Origin of the sequence: Ferrovum myxofaciens, assembly GCF_000735045.1 — a bacterium.
In the GTDB taxonomy this organism is placed as follows: Bacteria; Pseudomonadota; Gammaproteobacteria; order Burkholderiales; family Ferrovaceae; genus Ferrovum; species Ferrovum myxofaciens.
In genome coordinates this window covers 1-283 of sequence record NZ_JPOQ01000642.1, presented here as the reverse complement: position 1 = coordinate 283, position 283 = coordinate 1, and the positions used below count along the sequence as shown (strand labels likewise).

Below are 283 nucleotides of genomic sequence, written 5' to 3'. Positions count from 1 at the left end.
GCCTTGTTGAACACGAAACGGCATGACCCGGCAAAGCGGCGCATAGAGCGGGCTTGTTCGCCGTTGGGCTGTAGCTCGTATTTGAATGCTTGCAAGCGTTTCATGGCTGAATTATACTTGGTCTATTGAAAAAGACAACGAAATTCGACACGGCAGACATTGCGTTTTCAAGATGCACGTCCATTTGGTCTTTGTGGCGAAATATCGCCGCAAAGTGTTTGACGGCGATGCCATCGACCGGATGCGCCGGATGTTCGGCAAGGTCTGCGAAGACATGGAAGCG

General features: G+C 51.6%; 2 protein-coding genes. One reads left to right on the top strand and one right to left on the bottom strand.

Features of this window, described 5'->3' with window-relative positions; all coding sequences use genetic code 11:
- Positions 1–104 (bottom strand): helix-turn-helix domain-containing protein (locus tag IV91_RS20000; protein WP_150112551.1); only part of this gene is annotated, 104 nt, incomplete at its 3' end.
- Positions 105–124: 20 nt separating this feature from the next.
- Here IV91_RS20000 and IV91_RS17735 point away from each other — a divergent pair.
- The coding region (locus IV91_RS17735) for a transposase (protein ID WP_200874467.1) at positions 125–283 on the top strand (159 nt) is incomplete at its 3' end.